The sequence below is a fragment of the Microbacterium sp. MEJ108Y genome, assembly GCF_000834175.1.
Classification (GTDB): domain Bacteria; phylum Actinomycetota; class Actinomycetes; order Actinomycetales; family Microbacteriaceae; genus Microbacterium; species Microbacterium forte.
The window spans coordinates 25,298-43,452 of the sequence record NZ_JXQX01000026.1 but is presented as its reverse complement, the minus strand read 5'-3'; the positions used below and the strand labels follow the sequence as shown (position 1 = coordinate 43,452).

General features: G+C 65.1%; 20 protein-coding genes. 3 read left to right on the top strand and 17 right to left on the bottom strand.

Translation table 11 applies throughout. From position 1 onward, the window contains the following. Positions 1 to 124: 124 nt before the first annotated feature. From RU09_RS12210 to RU09_RS12185, 6 genes are read right to left on the bottom strand one after another with little or no spacing between them, the layout of a single operon-like run. The gene (locus RU09_RS12210) at positions 125 to 1,561 is read right to left on the bottom strand and encodes an ATP/GTP-binding protein (protein WP_042540891.1); all 1,437 of its coding nucleotides are present in this window, start codon (positions 1,559 to 1,561) and stop codon (positions 125 to 127) included. Beyond that, complete coding sequence (locus RU09_RS12205; RefSeq protein ID WP_042540889.1) at positions 1,558 to 3,234, bottom strand: SCO6880 family protein; 1,677 nt, start codon at positions 3,232 to 3,234, stop codon at positions 1,558 to 1,560. The genes RU09_RS12210 and RU09_RS12205 overlap by 4 nt, the downstream gene beginning before the upstream one ends. Next, on the bottom strand, positions 3,231 to 4,493 hold the full coding sequence (locus RU09_RS12200) for a hypothetical protein (protein ID WP_042540888.1): 1,263 nt from the start codon (positions 4,491 to 4,493) through the stop codon (positions 3,231 to 3,233). Before RU09_RS12200 ends, RU09_RS12205 begins: the two co-directional genes overlap by 4 nt. Before the next feature lie 3 nt (positions 4,494 to 4,496). Further along, on the bottom strand, positions 4,497 to 5,150 hold the full coding sequence (locus RU09_RS12195) for a hypothetical protein (protein WP_042540886.1): 654 nt from the start codon (positions 5,148 to 5,150) through the stop codon (positions 4,497 to 4,499). After that, positions 5,147 to 5,425: a hypothetical protein gene (locus tag RU09_RS12190; RefSeq protein ID WP_042540912.1), complete on the bottom strand. Its 279-nt coding sequence runs from the start codon at positions 5,423 to 5,425 to the stop codon at positions 5,147 to 5,149. Before RU09_RS12190 ends, RU09_RS12195 begins: the two co-directional genes overlap by 4 nt. A gap of 2 nt (positions 5,426 to 5,427) precedes the next feature. Beyond that, entirely contained in the window at positions 5,428 to 6,645 is a 1,218-nt protein-coding gene (locus tag RU09_RS12185) for a hypothetical protein (RefSeq protein ID WP_042540884.1), read from the bottom strand. Between the two features lie 162 nt (positions 6,646 to 6,807). Between RU09_RS12185 and RU09_RS12180 the strand changes: the two genes are divergently transcribed. Then, positions 6,808 to 7,122, top strand: a complete 315-nt coding sequence (locus tag RU09_RS12180) for a winged helix-turn-helix domain-containing protein (protein WP_042540910.1) — start codon at positions 6,808 to 6,810, stop codon at positions 7,120 to 7,122. Positions 7,123 to 7,200: 78 nt separating this feature from the next. On the opposite strand, the gene RU09_RS12175 is transcribed toward RU09_RS12180, so the two are convergent. From RU09_RS12175 to RU09_RS12125, 10 genes are all read right to left on the bottom strand, one after another. Further along, complete coding sequence (locus RU09_RS12175) at positions 7,201 to 7,554, bottom strand: hypothetical protein (protein WP_231567555.1); 354 nt, start codon at positions 7,552 to 7,554, stop codon at positions 7,201 to 7,203. Next, positions 7,551 to 8,381, bottom strand: coding sequence for a ParA family protein (locus tag RU09_RS12170; protein WP_042540906.1), 831 nt, complete (start codon positions 8,379 to 8,381; stop codon positions 7,551 to 7,553). Before RU09_RS12170 ends, RU09_RS12175 begins: the two co-directional genes overlap by 4 nt. Before the next feature lie 132 nt (positions 8,382 to 8,513). Then, positions 8,514 to 8,948, bottom strand: a complete 435-nt coding sequence (locus RU09_RS12165) for a hypothetical protein (RefSeq protein WP_042540882.1) — start codon at positions 8,946 to 8,948, stop codon at positions 8,514 to 8,516. Positions 8,949 to 8,961: 13 nt separating this feature from the next. Next, positions 8,962 to 9,171: a type II toxin-antitoxin system HicA family toxin gene (locus RU09_RS12160; protein ID WP_042540880.1), complete on the bottom strand. Its 210-nt coding sequence runs from the start codon at positions 9,169 to 9,171 to the stop codon at positions 8,962 to 8,964. Between the two features lie 51 nt (positions 9,172 to 9,222). Next, on the bottom strand, positions 9,223 to 9,621 hold the full coding sequence (locus RU09_RS18940) for a hypothetical protein (protein WP_231567553.1): 399 nt from the start codon (positions 9,619 to 9,621) through the stop codon (positions 9,223 to 9,225). Positions 9,622 to 9,853: 232 nt separating this feature from the next. Continuing rightward, a complete protein-coding gene (locus tag RU09_RS19050; protein WP_082041115.1) occupies positions 9,854 to 10,249 on the bottom strand; it encodes a glutaredoxin domain-containing protein in 396 nt (131 codons plus the stop codon). Between the two features lie 413 nt (positions 10,250 to 10,662). Continuing rightward, positions 10,663 to 12,588 carry a hypothetical protein gene (locus RU09_RS12145; RefSeq protein WP_052492961.1) on the bottom strand — a complete coding sequence of 642 codons (1,926 nt, stop codon included), beginning with the start codon at positions 12,586 to 12,588 and terminating at the stop codon, positions 10,663 to 10,665. Next, a complete protein-coding gene (locus RU09_RS12140; protein ID WP_156145923.1) occupies positions 12,588 to 13,274 on the bottom strand; it encodes a hypothetical protein in 687 nt (228 codons plus the stop codon). The genes RU09_RS12145 and RU09_RS12140 overlap by 1 nt, the downstream gene beginning before the upstream one ends. Positions 13,275 to 13,713: 439 nt before the next feature. Further along, positions 13,714 to 14,790 carry a hypothetical protein gene (locus RU09_RS18550; RefSeq protein ID WP_197066043.1) on the bottom strand — a complete coding sequence of 359 codons (1,077 nt, stop codon included), beginning with the start codon at positions 14,788 to 14,790 and terminating at the stop codon, positions 13,714 to 13,716. A gap of 270 nt (positions 14,791 to 15,060) precedes the next feature. Further along, the gene (locus RU09_RS12125) at positions 15,061 to 15,300 is read right to left on the bottom strand and encodes a hypothetical protein (protein ID WP_042540876.1); all 240 of its coding nucleotides are present in this window, start codon (positions 15,298 to 15,300) and stop codon (positions 15,061 to 15,063) included. 254 nt (positions 15,301 to 15,554) lie between these two features. Between RU09_RS12125 and RU09_RS12120 the strand changes: the two genes are divergently transcribed. Further along, positions 15,555 to 15,806: a glutaredoxin domain-containing protein gene (locus RU09_RS12120; RefSeq protein ID WP_042540874.1), complete on the top strand. Its 252-nt coding sequence runs from the start codon at positions 15,555 to 15,557 to the stop codon at positions 15,804 to 15,806. Here the strand turns inward: RU09_RS12120 and RU09_RS12115 are convergent. Continuing rightward, positions 15,803 to 16,123, bottom strand: a complete 321-nt coding sequence (locus RU09_RS12115) for a hypothetical protein (RefSeq protein ID WP_042540872.1) — start codon at positions 16,121 to 16,123, stop codon at positions 15,803 to 15,805. The two genes, RU09_RS12120 and RU09_RS12115, sit on opposite strands and share 4 nt — an antisense overlap. Before the next feature lie 820 nt (positions 16,124 to 16,943). On the opposite strand from RU09_RS12115, the gene RU09_RS18545 reads away from it, so the two are divergent. Beyond that, positions 16,944 to 18,146, top strand: coding sequence for a hypothetical protein (locus RU09_RS18545; protein ID WP_197066042.1), 1,203 nt, complete (start codon positions 16,944 to 16,946; stop codon positions 18,144 to 18,146). Positions 18,147 to 18,155 lie beyond the last annotated feature (9 nt).

The following is an 18,155-nucleotide window of genomic DNA, read 5'->3' as shown; positions in this document are numbered from 1 at the left end:
GGGTAGTTCGACGGGTCCGCGAGGCATGTCGATGCGTCGCTGCGCTGCACCGATGCCAACAGGAAGGTCACGCCGAGAGCGACGGCAAGGATGCCGCCGAGCACCGCCAGGCCGAACGACTTCATTACTGCACCTTGCGGGCGTCGCCGCGCATCCCCTCGTCGGTGTCGGTCAGGGTGACCTCGATGTCAGATCGGACGTGCTGCACGTGCGTCTCGGGCACAGATCCGTACTTGAAGACGAAGTGACCGGGCTGGAGCGTCTGCAAGACCTCAGCGGTGCTGGGATCGAAACCGAACGTGCGCACGGCCCAATCGGCGTCGTCTTTCCGGTCCTGCCGGAAAACGTAGATCGACTGCGCTTCACTGATCACGGTCTGTCCGGGTGAGTCCTTCGGGATATCGGTTCCCTTGTGGAACACGAAGACGTTGTTCAGCCCGAGCCCGCGCGAGAGCTTCTGATTCGATTTCAGAAGGTGGGCGGCCGGTCCCTCGACCATGTCCCAGCCTTCCTCGTTGATGCATGTCGTCTGCCAGCCCGGATCGCTGCGCAGTCGGCCCAGCATCCACTGGTTACCGATCGCGCGGATGACGTTCGATGACGGCCCTTCGGCGGGCAGCTGCGAGATATCGAACGATGTGAGCTTGCCTGTCAGGTCGACGCCCTTGCTCGTCTCGCCGTCAAGCAGCCCGCCGTACTCGTCCAACAGTCCTTCGAGAGTGAAGCGGATGCCGAGGCCGGCCTGGTGCAGCCGATCGCGGGAGGCTGGCGACATGTCGTCGTCGCCTGCGTCGACGCGGCCGAGCCACGGGAGGATATCGCCCAGTGTGGCGATGCGGCCGGCGTCAAACGTCGCGAGCGTCTTGGACAGGGCTGCGCGAGCTGCCTTCTCATCCCAGACGTCGAGCTGCGCCCCGTCACGGGCAATACGGATGATCGCGTGCAGCAGACGGTAGGTGCCGGCGTCCCCGATCTGGCTCACGATGAGCGGATCGAGCAGATTCAGGCGGGAGCCTGAACCGTCCTGGGTGAACCGGATCGGTTCGCCCTGTCCCCACTCGCGCACCAGCTCGGCGTACTCACCCTCGCCGCCGCGGTTCTTCTTGTCGAAGATGACGGCGCGACGGTAGCGGATCACGAGAGGCCGGATCACGCAGACCGTTTTGACGAAGCTCGACTTACCGCCACCCACTCCCCCAACCACAACCGTGTTGGGGGAGGAAATCAGCCTCGGCACTGAGTTGTAGGCGGTCACCGGGTCGTGTGTGACCAGGTTGTGCGACAGGACGTCGCGACCGTTCGCAACGCCCTGCGTGCCCGTGGAGGGGCCGATGAGAGCGGTGTTCAGAACGGTGGCCTGTCGTGTCGTCGACGGCGCTCCGGGCAGTTTCGGGGCGTAGTAGCCGCGCCGTGCTTTTCGTACGTTCGTGCGCCGTGCTGGCCCTGGCAGTTCGTACGGCGAGATTTCGCCGGCTACGTTCTCGACGGGCTGCGTTTCCTCGACGTCGACGGCCTGTGCCTGTCGACGTGAGCGCCGCCCGGATGCTGTGGTGTCGCTCACGAGATCGCCTCCTTCTCTCCCTTGCCTGCGAGCATGCGCATGGTGCGCGCAGCCCATGTGGGCTCGTCGGGCTTGATTCCGCGACCGATCGGCCAGGTGAGCCCGCTCGCTGCGGACTGGTAGCTGTCGAGCCATTCGAGCCGGTGAATGCCGGCGTCGGTGTCGCACAGCTCTTCCAGCTCGCGGCTGTCCAAGGCCAGCTGCTCTTTGCTGTCCGACGTGATCGTGACGTACCCGATCCAGTTGGTGCCGTGGTGGCCGCCGCCTTCTGCGAGGTCGTTACGGCGACGCTGCGCCGCGAGAACGCGCACGCTGCCCTCGTCGAGCGGAATGCGCCCGCCTGCGGTCTGCGCGTGCTCAGTAGCCATGTCGGCCACCAGGTCTTTGCGAGCTGCGCGCCGAGCCTCGGATGCCGGGATCAGCTCGATGTGGAAGCTCACGGTGCGGATCACATCGAGCTTGCTTCCGGTGAGCAGCGGCAGCAGCCACAGCGGGGTGCGCTGCGCCACGGAAAGGTGATCGGCGCGGATCGCCGCGGTGCGGTGCCACCACTCGACCGGTGCGCCCGTCTCAGGGTCGATGCCCTCGACGACGTGTGCGGAGAACTCGCCCCCGCGGGCGCGCTCTCCGAGGTCGGTCGGTGCGAGGTCGCGTACCAGGTCGAGCGGTCGGCTGGGGTTCTGCATGTGCCGGATCACCGCCGTGGTGCCACGTGCCGTAAGTGCCACGGCTTCACCGAAGTAGGCGTCGTGCAGACCACGCTGCGCGGACTCAATCTCGGCGGCCATGAGCCGCCGCCAGCCGTCGCGGCCCTCTCCGAACTTGCGTGCCTTCTCGGCAAAGCGGGCATTGAGGGGCCAGCTCGCGACCACGTAGTGGCGCTGCACCATCGCCCCGGTGCCCGACAGCATCAGCACTTCCTCGTATGACTTCTTGGCCCACTCGGGCGCTTCATCGTCGATGTTGGTCATGACCCACCATTCCTGCAGCGCCGTGTCGGCGGGCAGAATGCGGGTCACCGGCTGGACGAAGCGCAGCAGCGAACCCGGCGCCGCACGGCCGGCGAGCAGTGCGCCGAATCCCTCCGCTTTGCGGAGGGTGGAGTCTGGCGATTCCATCCCGCGCAGCTGACCGCTGACCGCGAATGCGACCGAGAGGTACGGGTCTTCGCCTACGGGGCCGTGCCAGGCGATACCCGGGATTCCCCGAGCTGATTGCAGCCAGCCCATGCCGTCTGCACCGTCCGGGGTTGCCCGCATAGCGGCCAGTTCGCGGGCCCACTCGACCCGCGCCGCACGCTCGGCTTTGTCCTTGGTCTTCGCCGTCTGTTCCAGTGCGGCCGTGAGCATCGTGACGCGCTGCTGGTCGTACGGGTGGTAGTCGCCGCTGCGGGTCTTCACAGACTCGCGGTGACGCTTCCGCCGCACCCGTCGCTCGAGAATCGATCCGTTGTGCGTGGCGCTGGTGATCAGCACGAGCACGCCTGCGGCGAGGACGCCTAGGACGATCGGCGGCCAGCCGAAGGACGGCACGAAGATGAAAGCAATGACGAGGATGATGACGACGCCCCATCCGCGGCCCTTCGCCTTCTCTCCCCAGAATCCGCGGTGGCTGCCCTCTCCCCCGAGGATAAAGACGCCGCGCTGCTGCTCAGCCTGTTCCTGCTCATTCATTCGGGGCGATCCTTTCCAAGCGTCGGCGGGGCTCCCACCGGAGTGTGCGCAGTTTCGTTGACCTTGCGGCCCACGGTGTTCGCGCCCTGGAGGGCGACCGCGCCTGCGGCGACGGCTGGCCCAGCTGCCTTACTGGCGGTTGCAGCTGCACCGCGGCCTGCGGTTGCTGTACCTGCTTGGGCTGCACCGCGGCCGGCAGCTGCGCCGCCGCCCGATACGCCCTTTGCCCCGATACTCGCCGTCGCCCCTTGGGCGTTGGCCGGCGTGGCGTTCGCTCGAACGGCTTGGGTCGAGCGCGGGGCGACGGTCGAGCCGCCGCTGTTGCGTGCCGACGCAAGGGATTGCGCCCCGATCGGCATTGAGGGGGATGCGCTGCCGGACGACGATTGGCCGGCTAGATGTTTGGTGGCCCACGAAACGAGAACGAATGGGGCGATTTCGGCCAGGAAGATTGCGATCATCGCCACGAGCAGCATGACCAGGTTCTTGAAGCCGTCGTCGCCCCATTGCCCGATCGAGTCGATGGTGAGACGGAAAGCGAACCCGAGCATGAAAAACAGCGTCGGGTGGATGAGCAGCAGCCCGATCCAGATCTTCACCGCGGCCATGCCGCCGCTACGGCGTTGCTGGTCGACGATGTAGACCACGGCAAGCGGGATGAGCACGCCCGAGAAGTAGAGGATGACGAGCTGGAAGACGAACAGACACACGACGATCAGCAGACCGATCGCCATAGCCCAGATGATCAGGAACCCGATGTACGCGCCTCCCGCGATCAGAGACGGGTCTTCAAGTGCCACCTTGCCGAAGGTGTCGACCATTTCGAGGACGGTGCCGCCATATGTCCACTCGATGATGCTGCGCGAGAGCGCCCGGATCAGCTCGACGAACATAACGCCGATCGCGGGGCCGAAGCTGATGCCGACGAGGAATCCGGGGAAGTACATGGCGACGGACTCGAACAGCTCTTCGCCGCTCATCCGACCCCTGGCGGTGCGGACGAACTGGCCCACCAGCAGCAGAATCGCAACCAGGATCGACAGCGCGAACGACACCGCGTATGCGCTGAGGAAGCTCGGCAGCGTGAGGTCGGGCAGCGTCGATTCGGTGATCGCGGGAATGACCGTGCCGGCAAGACTCATGACGGCCTCGCGGCCGGCAGCGTACATGTTGCCCCACGGGTCGGACCAGAAGTTGACGACACCGCCGATCACATCGGGAAGGTTCCCGATGTCGTCGATGATGTTCAGAGAACGCATGGGTCAGCACCCTCCTGTGAACGCCACACCCGTTGTGCCAAGTGACGTCTTATCCGGGGTGTCGACGTTCTCGACGATGACCCATCCGCGGTCAGTCCACTCGACCGCGACAGACGGCATGTAGCGCAGCGTCGGATCGACGGCCTCGTTAATCACGAGAGGGAGCATCAGCGTCACGACAACGCGCGTGTCACTGACGCTCTCGATCCGGTAGTACCCGTTCAGCGTCGTAACGCGGAACTGAGCGGCTTCGAACTCATCTGCCGATGCGACGTCGCCGGCAAGGTCAGGAAGCGTTGTCACCACGCCGTCGAGCTGCGCGACCTCATCGGCCGGCACCACAGGCTTCTGAGCGGCCCAGCGCGAGAACGTGGCGACGAATGACACCGCGCCCTCTGGCGTCTGCGGTGCCTGCTCCTGAGCGTCGAGCACGGTCTGTGGTGCCCGTGCGTCGCCGGCTAGACAACCGTCGACACCCTCCACGGCAGGGGGTGCCGACGTGGAGGGCGTCGCCGGGGCTGTGGGGCGCGGCGTGGCCTCGGGGCTGCCGCCGCGCGTGGTGAAGAACACGAGCCCGACGACGGCCACGATCACGAAGACCACTGCGCCCAAGATGTACCAGGGCCAGCGGCGGCGGGCGGCGGGCTGCGTGCTCATGATGCGATCGCGATAACCGCGCCGACGATGACGCCGAGAGCCACCAGGCCGCCGAGAGCGACGGCGGAACGGATGATCTGCTTCTTGGCCTCCGCGACGCCCTGCGGGTTCGTCTCGCCGCTCGATCCGAGCTTGAACAGGCCCATGATGAGGAAGACGATTGCAGCGATGATCGCGAGGCCCCATAGGCCGGCGAAAAGCTTCTGCCAGATGTTGGTGAACTCGGCACCGAAGATGGTGAAGTCCGGGATGATCCCGTCAATCGGGTTGTTCATGGTCATTCTGCCTTTCGGAGTGCTGCGTTGAGCTGGGAGACGATCACCGCGGTGAGCTGGGTAATCGCGGCTGTAGTGGCCGGCTTGAGCTGGCCGAAGCTGAGCGTGGTCCTCTGCGCGATGTGCGGATCGAACGGCACATGCACGACGGCTCCGACGCCGGCTGTTTCCACGAGCTGATCGGCGTACGAACGAACCTCGGGATCCTCGGTACGGCCGTCGTGCATCCGCACGATGATTGCCGACCGGGCAAGGTCGGCCGCGCGGCCGCCGAGCTTGTGCAGGTGACGAAGCAGCTGCATCGCCCCGTTGAGCTCGGGCAGCGCGTCGAGCACAGGGATCACGAGAACGTCGGTGACCTCTAGCGCGCCGTGGAAGGCATCGCTTGACGGCTGGTTACCGGAGTCCATCACACGCACCGGGTAGTACGTATCCGTGAGCGCTGCCATGCGCTTCACGTCCTCCCCCGACAGTGCTTCGCGATCGCCTGCCGTGCCGATGACGGCCGCGTATGACGTCTGCTGCGCGACGTAGCCGGCGAGCTGGCCGGCCCCTCGAATCTCGTCCATGTCCCGCAGCAGCTCCGCGACGCCGGCAACGGCCGGCCCCTCGGCTCGCACTGCGAGCGCGCCGGGATCGTCCGAGACTTCGAGAACGATCGTCCCGCCTCCGCGGATGTTCGCGAGCACGCCCGCCGTCAGAAGGGAAAGCGGGGTCTTACCGACGCCGCCTTTCGGATTCGCGACCAGGATGCCGACGCTACGCGGCCATGTCGAAAGCCGGATCAGCGACCGCGCACGGCCCAGATCGGATGCCGCCAGCTCAGCGGCATTCGGCTTGGGCTTGAGGCCCAGAGTCCGAAGGAACTTGTTCCAGCCGAGCGACGGCACATCGGCCGGCCGCTCACGGTTACGCAACCGCAGATCGCCGGGGCCGGCAGCTGGTGCGGCGGCGTCCTCTTCACGCTCCGCAGCCTGCGAGCCGCGGACGATCATGGCGAGTTCTTCGTCCTCTCCCCCGCCACTCAGTCGTGCGAGCAACTGCTCGGATGATGGGACTTGCGCGTTATTCGCGTTGTCCCCCATTTGGGGGACAAGTTCCGTTTCGGCAGCGGGGCGAGATACCGAAGTATCGGCATCCTCCGCTCCGATCGCTTCGCTGTATCCCTGGACTCTTTCAGCCCCGCGGAATCCCGCGGATCCGTTGGCGTTCTCAGCCATGCGCACCCCCTGCGTTTTTCAACATGATAACCCGAACCTATGACAGTCCGGATCGGCCGCCTGGCTGGCTGCCGTACAATCAGCCTAACGAATAATCCGTAAGCTGGGAAGAGCTTAGTGATGAGTGACAGTGATGACAGCACGGCTGGCAGAATGGAGCGCATGCCCCGTCGCCCCCTGATCCCCGGTCTTACGGGCGAGCCTGCGGCGGCGCATCGGGCGGTGCAGAACGAATCGCGACTGAGCTGCTTGCGGTTCCTGCTCAGCGAGGGGCCGGCGACGCGGGCGCGCATCTCCGCTGCTACCGGCCTATCCGTGAGCACGACGATCGACGCACTGCGCGAGCTGGAAGCGCTCGGCTACGTGGTCGGCAGCTTGGAGGAATCCGAACGCTCCGGACGGCACCCGGTCTACGTCGCGCAGCGCGAGAAGGTGACAACCGAGCTGCTGGCGTTCGTCAGCTGGGTTCTGCGCTGAGACACACGAAAGGGCGGGGCTGCCGTGGCTGCCCCGCCCTTGTGTTGTCCTCCTGGCGCCGTGGTTGACACGTACGTGTCAACTCCCCCACACCTGGGCGATTGCTTCTTCGACGAGCGCCCTGCGCGTCTTGCCTGTGCGGGCTTTCGCTGCCCTGATCGTGTTCTCCGTGTCGGGTGACCAGCGGATGCCGCTCTGCACGGTGATATCCAGCTCGGGAACGACGGCGGCCGGGGCTGCTGCTGCCGGCGCTTCCACCTTCGGTGCTGCCGCGGGCGGCTGCGCGCCCTTGCCCTCGTCAGGCGCGCTCGGGGCTGTGGTCGTCGACGGGGCCGGCGCTGCGGGCCGGTAGTCGATGGGATCAACGCCGGCATCTGCGGGCGGGCGGGGCTTCGTTCGTGCCGGTCGCTCGGGTCGGTCTTGCATGCTCATCGGATCACCTTTCCCACGATTGCGGCGTACGCGTCTCGCACCGCCTGGCCCTTGCGATATCCGCCGTACCACTCCCCCGCCATACGGACTTCGGGAACGATCGACAGGTGCGGCACGATCGGCTCGATGACGGGTGCCAGCTCGCGAATCTGCTCGATCGCATCTGTCTCGCTGAAGCTCAGGAAGCCTGTTCCGTCTCGGGTGACGGCCACTCCTGCTTCCTCGATACCGGATGCTGCCCCCAGAGCGGCCATATGCCGCCTGTAGGCCTCTACGGTGCGCTGCGCGCCTGTGACACCGTCCACGCCCGAATCGCTCGCCGTGGCGGCATACAGCACCGCCTCGGAGGCGTGCAGCGCCGAGAGGGTCAGCGGGCCGCCCTGGCGGTTCGCACAGTCGATGACAACAAGATCCGCCTCGAGTCCTGATAGCGCCTGCTTGAGTCGCAACTCCGCGTAGTCGTCGCGCTCGCTCTCGCGGTTGCTGAGGTCGCGAGCTGCGGGGATCACGCGAAGATTCGCGTTCCAGCCGCTCTGTACGGCGAGGTCTTCGGCCCAGCCTGTGGCGTCGTCCTTCTCCCCCAGAATCGCGCCGACGTGCTGCCACGCTTCGGCGGGCTCGGTACGTGTCCACTTCGTGGTTGCAGCTCGGGGGTCGAGGTCGATGAGCACGACGCGACGGGGCTCGACGGGTGCGATCGCGAACAGCCCCTTATCTGGGTCTGCTGCTCTCCCCTCGTGGCCCTCGGCGGCGATCATCGCCACGCTTACCGCGGTCGTCGTCTTCTTGACGCCGCCCGCCTCGCTGTAAACCATCAGGGTCTGCATGGTGCTCATTCTATCTACCTGCCTATCTACCTGTCTAGGTATCTCGTTACCTAGACAGCTATATGGATATCTACCTAGCTAGATTTATGAAACGACAGCCAGCTATCTAGATAGCTGGCTACGCGGTTGAGATTACGAAGCGACCTTCTGGCCGGCGACCTTCTGGCCGGCGACCTTCTTGCCCTCGTCGGCGGTCTTCTCAATCTGATAGACGCGCTGCTTGCTGATCCCAAGCACGCGGCCCACGTCGGGGGCGCTGAGCTGCCCGCGGAGTTCGCGCACGACAGAGCGGCGACGCTCGGCAGCTCGCGCCTGTGCGATTCGCGCTTCCTGCTCGTCGCGCTCAGCCGCCGCCCACTCGCTGAGGGCGTGCTCTGGGCCCTTCACGGTGACGTTGACGGCGACCGTCTCGGGGGAGACATTGAGCCACATCGCGGCGACGCCCTGAGCCTCGTAGTCGACTTCTGCAAGGTTGCGCGCCTGGCCGCCGGTGCCGAGTTCGGGAATCTCGAACACCCACCAGGTGCCCTCGCGCTCGACGGTGACCTCGAACGTTCGTGCGCTCATCGCGCCTCCTTCCTCATCGCCACTCACGCGGCAACTCGACTCCTGCATTCTGGATCTGGCGCAGCACCCCGGGGGAGACCTCGCGGTGTCCGGTCGGGATCGACGCCTTCACAGATTCATCGGGCAATCCCCAAAGCTCGTGGCTTCCCTGGCCGTCCCGGAGGTAGACCCAGCCGAGCCCTTTCAGGTACTTGAGGACGTCCCGCGTCTTCTGTGCTTTCATAACTCTAGTCTAGTCCCCCCTTGCCGTCAATGTCAAGGGGGGGATTGCCTTTCAGTCTTCGGCGGTGAACTCGTCGCCGCAGAGGCCGCACACGATGGGGCCAGCGTCGAGCACCGCGAGGGACGCCCTGATCTTACGGCCGCAGCTGCACACGGCCGCAGCGCCGTTGTTGTTGCTCTTGCGGCCGCCCTCTGCTCCGTGAAGCTCTGCGCGGCGGTGCGCGGTGATCGCAGCGTCAAGACTGCTGATCGTGGCGGCGTAGTGGGCTGCCGCGCCCGCGGGGAGCGCCGTAACGCTCCATCCGATCTTCGCGTCATGCTCGATCGCGAGTCCGAAGCTCTCGGCAATCTCCTTGAATTTCTGATTGTGGTAGCGGCCCTGACGGCTCGTGTCTTGGACGCCGCGCGCCTGTGCGGCCGCATGCGCCGCCTCGTGGAGCAGAGTACCCATGACGTCTGCACCGCCTCGGGAGAGCCCTTCACCGCCCACGAAAAGCTCGTGCACGGCATCCTCTCCACGCACCCACCTGTCAGCGGCGAAGTGGCCGAGCCTGAGCCCCTTTGCGCTACTCCCGCTGCCGATGGTCACGACACAACCTCGGGCACGTCCTCGTGTGTGGTCTGAATGGCCGTCCAGGCGGCCTCGATCGCTGCGACGAGGGGAGCGGTGACGGTTGCCCCGCTCATCGCGCGACCCCCTCGGGGAAACAGTGCTCATACGCGGCTGCGTCGGCGTCGTCGGGGTCGCTCCCTGCGAACTCATCGCCGCAGCTGCAACGGGTCCAGAACATGCCGTCCCTGTAGCTCTGCGACACGTCACGGTGAATGCCGCCGATCTTGTCGGGGCGGAATCCCGCCCAGTATCCGACGCGCGGAGCCCACACGATGGGGAACCGCATGAACCCGAGTTCGCGGAGCATCCCGCGCGTCTCGTCATCATCCTCGGGAACGGTGATCGTGCGGTACTTGATGCCCTTAGCGTCGAGCGCCCGATAGGTCGCGTTGCACTGAACGCATGATTCCTCGGGGCTGAACACGACGACGATTCCGTCTGCCTGTGCCTTCTCTGCCTTGTTCATACCTAAAGTCTAGTCCCCCCTTGCCATGCGCGTCAAGGGGGGACTTGCCTTTTAGTGTGGATTCTCGAAGGTGACGGCTGGAGCATCGTCAACGGCGGTAGGGCTGTGGGTTCCCCTTGCTTGTCAACTCGGGCGGCTGGGTATGCTGCGCATCCTCGAAACGTGGGGGAGTGGGGGAGCGCGTACGCTGCTCGCGCGGCTGGAATCGCCACGGGCTGCGAGACGCTCCCCCCTCTGAAATCCACCCTGTCGTCATTAGCCAAGAAACCGGCACCGAGTGGGGCGTGGGCCGCCAGCTGGAAAAAAGTGCCCGGGATCTTGCCCACCTTTTTGTGACGCGGGCTGCGTCCCCGTCCCCACTGTGTGCAGGTCAGCCCCGCGATAGCTGGGCTGTGCACATTGGGGGCGGAGCGCTAGTCGTCGGCTCGATGGTCGTCAGTCTCCCGCTCTTCACCGACGTTGCCAACCGTCAGAACTGGGGGTTCCTCGAGTTCTGTTCCCGTTGCGGTCACCTCGTCGACGCGCTGCAGCTCGTCGACGGCGGCCGGTGCGGTTGCGCCGGCCTTCTGTGGCGGCAGCGCGCGGCCGCGGATCAGTGATCCGCCCTGGATGAGCCAGAACTCGCCCATCGTCGCAAGACGGACGTCTTGCGGCGGGATCACGAAGGTGTGCTGCGCGCGTGCACCGCGCAGCTCTTCCCCGGTCGCTGCGCCCGACGATTCGAGACGCATGATCGTGCCGGCGTAGCTCACGGCATCTTCGGGTGCCTTGCTTCGGCCCAGGATGAGCGCCGCGCCGCTCGACAGGGCGCGCTCGCGCCTCGTCTCGTCGTTGGAGATTCCAGCGACAGACTGCACGGCGAGCCACAGGCCAAGTCCTGCGGATCGCGCCGTCTCAAACAGCGTCCCGGCCGTGTCGCCGGGGTCGCTGTCTTCGGTGACCAGCTGCGCGAACTCGTCGACGAAGACGACGCCCGGGCTCTTGTCCCGGCCGCGCAGCCTGGTCGTCATCCACTGACGTAGGTCGACGAGCATCAGATCACCTAGGCGAGCTTCGGCCTCATCGGTGGGGGAGAGGGGCGCGATCGTCAGATCGGCCTTTCCGTCTCCGTACGACCAGCCAGACGCCGCGAGGTAGGGCTCCAACGGTTCGAGGGCCGTCAGCAACGTGTCGCGCACGCGCTCGTGTCGGCGCGTGCCGATCTTGTCGACGGCCGCTATGAGGCTGTTGAGCTGCGTCTGATCGCGCACGTGCTCCCGCGGGTCGTCGAGCCGTGTGAACAGATCGCGCATTCCGGTCAGTGCTGCGTGCGACTGGATCGCGCGCAGCGCCTGCTCGGCCTCGCGCCGATAGAACGCACCGTCTCCGGTGCTCAGCGGGATCATTCGAAGAATCTTCGTCGTGATCTGCGACGCGGTGCCGCTGTAGAGGTTCCACGGCTCCGAGACGCGCACACGATAGCCACGGCTGCGGGCGATCGCCGCGAGCTTGTCGGCGTCCTCGGGATCGCCCTTCGCGTCGATGAACGTTACAGGCCAGCCGCGATCGAGCACTTCCAAGATCGCGTTGTGCATGACCACGGTCTTACCCGCGCCGCTCTCTGCGAGCTGCATGACACGCAGCCCTCCCGCTGCGGCCGGCAGCGTGACGAACTGGCCGGTCTGATCCGTCCAGTCGGGCACTTCGCGCCGATCGGTGAACCTCTCCGCGAGCGTGGAAACGGTCGCGCGGGTGACGATGCCGATTGCTCCGGGCGGGGTCTTGATGCCGCTGCCCTTACCTGCGGTGACGAGTCCCGTTTTCAGGTCGAGCTGCTGGCCGAGCCGGCGCGCGCTCATCATGTCGGCAGCGCGCTTGCGCGCGCTCTCGATGTGCTCCTGGGTGAGCACATCGGGGATGAGCCGGCGCCGAACAAGTTCGGCGATCCGGCGACGTCGGATCGACCAGGCGAGCGGCAGCAGCAGCACGCCCAGCAAGAAGTTCAGCAGCAGCCACGGCCACACCGCGGCTGCGAGCTCAGCGCCCCACTCGGGGCGCTGTAGAAACGCCTCGGCGTCTCCTGACGCGATCCATCGCGTGATCAGCGTCGCCTCGACGGCGAGCACGGCCGCGACGATCGCGACCGCGGCGACGTTCACCCAGACGTGCCACCGGTACGTCATCCAGAAAGCGTGTCGCTTCGCGATCCGGTTGCCGGTGAGCGCGGATGCCGCGAACGGCACCGCGAGCGGCAGCACGATCAAGAAGACCGCGATGCCGGCAACTACTTTCACGATGCCCCACAGCATCATTTCCCAACCGCCGTCTGACGCCTGCGGCATCTGCTCCTGGTTGCTCATCAGTCCCGCCCTCCCCACACCGGCAGCGCCGATCCCGCGACGGGATCGGCGGCGGCCGTTTCCTCCGGTACGGCCGGTGCGTCGACGTCGCTCCAAAGCGAGTCGAGCGCTCCGACGATGTGCCCGCGCTCGTCGAGCACGGGCAATGTGATGATCCGATCGCGCAGCGACGGATGCACCCACTTGTTCGCTTCGCGGTCGACCGCGCGCATAGCGCCGGCCGTCCCGACGTACACCACACGCTCGACGCCTTCGGTCAGTCGACGGGTGTGGTCAGTGAAGATGCCGCGGTAGCGATCGAGCGTCTTCGCTGTCAGCTCGACCTCGATCAGCTCGATGCTGCCGGGTCGCTCAGCGACCCCATCGGCGGCGTGCTCCTGCCGAGTGGCCGGCTGTCGATCGCGCCGCCAGCTGTAGCCGGCGGCGAGGAATCGAGAGCTGATGGATGACACGGCGACCTCGTGTCGCGTGGTCGCTCGATAGAGGTTTGGGGCTGCCCGATTGCTCATCATTCGGCTCAGCCAGATGATCGCTCCATCGCGGAAAACGGGCCGCGCTTTCTCGATCAGATCGGCGTCGACCGCACGCGCGATCCACTGCTGCGCGCGTCTCGTCGACACGGGTTCGTTGCGGCCGTCGAGGGCGGCGAGAACCCACCTGATTGCCTCCGTGTCTGTGAGCTTCACCACTCGCAGCCATTCGAAAATTCGTTCATCCCGCGCCGTGATCTGCACGTCTCACCCTCCTTGCCGCGGTGACCCACTGCGGCGATCCGTCTTCGCTTTCCAGCTACAGGATCAGCTCGTGCAAAGCACGAACATCTACCGTCTCCACAACATCAGTGACCCCCTCAAGTGACCGCTTCTCAGTCTGTCTACCCATCGCATCCGGGCCTCTGAAAACCAACCACCTCCCCAACTTTCCCCCCTCTTTCCTTTCTCTCTCCACTCTCTCTTTCTCTCTCTGTCCTTGTCCTGCCTACCCCACCATTTACTTGCCAACCTCCATTACTCATAAGGTACGTTGAGTGGTGGAGGTTGGCAAGCGCGTCAGCGTGGCGGGGTAGGCAGGACAAGGACAAACGAAGCAGAATGCTTCGTTTGTCTATTCGCTCTCGGTGAATACTCAAACGTAGGGGCGACGCACCTTCGGACGTCGCGGGAACTGCTCATGCATCGCCGCGATCGCCGCCTGAATCTCGTCCTGCTGCTCGTCCAGTCGAGCGCGCAGCTCGTCGGCTGCTGCTCGTCGAGCTGCTGCCTCAGCCGCGCGCTCGGCGGCTTCGATCGCTGCCTGCATCTGGGGTGCCCGATCGGTCTTACCGATCGCCCGCTGCACGAGCCAGAAGAACCAATCGAGCGCGTCGCGCAGCTCGCCTGGTTCGGGTTCGGTAATCCTCGATTCGACGCGGAACGCGGAGAGTCGATCGAGGATCCTCTGCACGGTCCAGCCGCGCTCGATCAGCTGGTGCCGCTCGATCGCTTCGCACACATGTCCGATGTGGCGGCCGCCCGTCCAGACGACCTCGACGCCGTGACCGGGCACGTTCACGGCCGTTCGATGTGGCTGCTTGGTCGAGGTCCACAGCAGCCGGGGGAGTGCGTTCACCAGCTGGCCGGCGAACCGTGCGACCTCGGGTCGAAAGCGGCGCTGGGAGCTACCCGATCCGACACTTTCATTCAAAGCTGGACGGGGCGAAGCCCCGGCCTTCCGAGCGCGCAGCGCGCGCGTTGGTGAGTTCTTCTTAACTGGAGTAGACCCGTTAACTTTCCCGGTGAGGGGTAGGGGGGTGCCATACACAGAATGAGGAATCGTGAGCGCTCTCGTCGATGCCACCGCTCGCTGCTGAGTCGCGCCGAGCTGCCGCGCCTGGTGCAGCTCGTCCATACTCAGCCGGTTGCGGCCGCGGGCGCATTCGACCATGAGCCCCAGCCGCGACAGGAAGCGCACAATGCGCTTCACCGTGGCCTCGGCATAGCCGATCGCAGCGGCGACCGTCTGGTGACTCACAGCGACGTCGCGGCCGGTGCGGCGGTCGGCGGCCGCCGCCCAGACACGGCACGCGCGCAGCACGGTCGAGCGGCCGGCGACGCGCAGCCGGCGACGCAGCGTCTCGACCTCGGGCACGCTCAGCGCTGCCTCGACGGCGTGCAGCCAATGATCGGGCCGGCACGTCGGGATGCGCGCGTAGACGCCCTCCACTGGCTCTAGGACGAGCCCCCGGCCGCGTGGGCGTCGACTACCCGGCTGTGCCGGGGGACGGTCAGCGGCGGTCGACACGCGGGGGTCGAAAACTCCGCGCTTATGGATAAGCACGGGGGACTGCTGTACTCTGTGCATACGTGCTCCTGTGGGCACAACGAATCCCCGGTTACCCACCGGTTCTTCGAAACTCGATCCGTACCAGTCGCCAAACTCAGCGGATCGAAAGACTTGGGAGAAGCCCGCCGCACTCGCGGCGGGCTCTTTCTTTTAAGCGACGACGATAGGCAGCTCCCCGTCGTGAGGTTCGGGCTGCGGGAGCCAGGACGGCACGCCGCGGTCGGTAAGCTCGGTTTCCAGGTGGTCGACGAGTGCTTCGAAGAGCGCGGCCCCTGAGAGGCCCGACTGCTTTGCGATCACCGCGAAGCGATCCTTCTTCTCTTCCTCGACCACGAGCGACACCCGCGCGGACGCGGTGCGCGTACCCCTGGGAATCTGTCTCCGAGTCATACCCGTGAGCGTATTGGTGTTAACACCGCGACGGCCAGATTGACACGCCGAGTTGGTGTTAACACCGCGATGCGGTGCTGTGCCAGCTGGGGAGTTGCACGGCGTTCCGATCGCATCAAGGGCGCTACGCGATTCCTGCGGAATCCAGCCAGGGCTGGCCCTTGACCCGCTCTCCACGCCGCGCAGAGGCGGCAAGTACCAACCGATGCCGAGGCATCGGCTGGGAGCCGACAAGGCGGAGAGGATGACGAACGATGAGCGCACAGGTGACGGTCTATGGAGCTGAGGGCTGCTGGAAGTGCACGAACACGGCGAGAGCATTGGAGCTGGCCGGCGTCGTGCACCAGGTCGTCGACGTCGACGCTGCCGGCCTCCGAGACGAGCTGCGCGATCGAGGCATCCGAGAACTGCCGTACGTCATCGTCGACGGCGGCGATAGCTGGACCGGGCTACGGCTCGACAAGATCGTGGAGCTGCGGCAGCTGACGCTCGCAGCGGTCGGCTAAGCGTCTCTGCGTGTGACGGCGCTGGCCCATACCCATGTGTGGTGCGGGTGCCCGCTGTAGTGCGACCGCCAGCGCACGAGGACGGCATCACGCGTCCATGCAATCGCTTCTGCTTCGACGAGCTGCGGCTCGGTCCACAGCACTTGGTGAGGAATCCACGCGGTCACCGGGATCGGTTCGCGGGCGTCCTGGCGCATCCCTGAGCTACTTAGCTCGGGCTCTGAGAGCCCCACAGGCCGCGCCTGGCGATCGATCTTGTCGCTCGCTCGCGCGATATCCCCTTCGAGCAATTCGGGGTAGCGCTTGTTCTGGCCCATGCGGATAATGGTAGTTCAGATGTTCGAATCTCAGTGATCAGATTTAAGCCGATAATAGTAATTATGTCAGTCACCGCTCCTCCTCTTCTCCGTTTGCCGCCCTCGAAACGATCAAGATAGAACGCCGAACGAGTGAAGCTGTGTGAAGCTCGCGTACGAACAGATACGTTTCGAGAGTGAATAGGCATCATCTCTTGGGCTCCCACGCTCGCCGACTGAGACCTGGGTTGGCAGTGCTATGACAGATATTGGGCCCGTTTCCCCTCGGGAGAGTCGAGACCTCGGCGAGAGAGAGAAATATCGCCAACGACGGCGAAGGGGGTCTCCGCGCGAAGAAATTGGCCGGGATGACAAGATCTCGACGAACATCGATGAAGCGTACGAGCTAGTCCCAGAGCTTGGCGCCGGACGTCGGTGGTACGACCCTCCATACAGGCTCTTACGCTGGATGTCCTCTGGTTGGCGCCGCAAAATCCAACCCAGGGCGCTCCTCACTCTCTGGAATAGGGGGACCAATTTTCTGATTCCCTTCAACGAACATCACAGGGACTTCACGTGGCCGCTCGACGACTGGATGCACAACGTCCGCGTTCCCGCCGACGAACACGTAACGGTCGCCGGTCTCTGGCTCGTTGAACTTTTCCCGCCGACCGAGCTGCCGGCCCTCGAGCGAGCGATTGCCCGGAACGGCTGGGATAAGCGTCGACCATTCACGCTCGAGGAGGAAGGTAACCGCGAAGCTCTCACCCGCGCACGCTCCGGAGGGGGAAGCACGTGGTGGCGTGTGGCTTCCCTTGTTCGTAAAGGATCATCGTGGTTTGTGCCGGACGGGATCCACACCGACCTGCCTCCCATGTTCGAAGCGGTGGAGCTGAAAGCGATTCAGGTGGGAGACGGACTCACAGCCGTTGTCAGCGAGTTTCATCTCAGCGCCGCGGCCGCTAGCTCGCTCGACAAGGAGTGGCATGCGCCGCACGAGCCATTCATGCGGTTTCCCCGCGGGACTAGGCCTCAGAACTATGATCGCCATTGGGGTGCCTTTTGGAAGGTACAGACAGCCAGAAGTAGTCTCCACGGCGAAGCTCGTAGTTGGCTCGCTTCACGGGTGCCGGGCTACTTCGGCAGACGTCATGTGCCTCAGCCTTTACTTGATCTTTTGCTCCTCGACAAACTGGATCCGACCAGAGCAGAACCCGCCAACATCTCGCGGGACACATCCGTACACCGGAGTAACGCGCTTCGAGCTCTAGCGCTCGACAGCCATTCACCGTACCTCTTGATTTCCGATGCGTTGCCGAAGATGCTTCTGGCGACGACGAGCCCCGCACTCCATAAGGCCATGGGCGAGGTCCCCACCTGGACCTTGTGGGGCAAACGCGATGCCATTGTGAAGGCGATGGGCAAAGACCCACTCGCAGGCTACGGTGGCGAGGCGGACCGTGCGATCGCCGATCGCCTCGTCGGCCGCATGCAGAACCTCTTCGTGATGCTAGCCGCGTCGGAGTTGCTCACGATTGCTGCCCGCGAGCAAGCCGAGGTTCGAGATCGCGCGGCGAGCATTCACGGGAAGTTCCGCCCGAAGGCCTTGAGAGAACTACGTCGGAGTTTCCTGACGCTTAGTCTCGATCTGGCGAGCATGCAACGAGACGTCAAGAGGTTCTGGCAGCGTCCTTGGTACTGGGAGGGTGATGCGAAGTTCTTCTATACCCTTACGGCTCGGGAACAACGGGCCGATCGAGAGGTGGGCCGCAAAGCCAAGGATCCCATCGAGTTCAACAGTTCGGTCCGGGAGCGCCAGGAGGAACTGTTCTCCAGCCTGATTGACTCCGATCGCGATCTCCGAGACATCCTGTCCACAGTCGCCTCGCTCGGTGCATCCGCGGATAGCTTCAAGCTCGGCCGAAGCGCGCTAGTAGTGGCCATCGTCTCATTGATCGTTGCTGTCGGGACCATACTCATGGCCGACATCAGTGATACGAGCATCCTGGGATCGCTACTCGACGCGGTGCGGGCCCTGTGGTGATGGCCCGTC